Source organism: Pseudoalteromonas sp. SG41-1 (assembly GCF_014164575.1).
In the GTDB taxonomy this organism is placed as follows: domain Bacteria; phylum Pseudomonadota; class Gammaproteobacteria; order Enterobacterales; family Alteromonadaceae; genus Pseudoalteromonas; species Pseudoalteromonas rhizosphaerae.
Window position 1 is genome coordinate 1 of the sequence record NZ_JACJFL010000125.1, and the last position, 370, is coordinate 370.

At 39.5% G+C, this 370-nt stretch carries 1 tRNA gene; it reads left to right on the forward strand.

Annotation, left to right across the window (positions count from 1 at the left end):
- Window positions 1-58 precede the first annotated feature (58 nt).
- A tRNA-Val gene (locus H5203_RS22575) sits at window positions 59-134 on the forward strand.
- The last annotated feature ends 236 nt before the right edge of the window (window positions 135-370 follow it).

Genomic DNA, 370 nt, shown 5'->3' on the forward strand with positions numbered 1-370 from the left:
GTTCACTGGTTAAAGTCCAGTACTATTTATTTTAATAGTAGCGTTTTAATTTATATGTGGGTGATTAGCTCAGTTGGGAGAGCATCGCCCTTACAAGGCGAGGGTCACTGGTTCAAGTCCAGTATCACCCACCACATATAGAACCTGTTATTATATTAGTAGTTGCATGTTTTAAATTTGTAATATGAGTCACAAGCTCAGTTGGAACAAAGAGAGCATCACCGCTATTTACAAGTAACGGCGAAGTTCACTGGTTAAAGTCCAGTACTATTTATTTTAATAGTAGCGTTTTAATTTATATGTGGGTGATTAGCTCAGTTGGGAGAGCATCGCCCTTACAAGGCGAGGGTCACTGGTTCAAGTCCAGTAT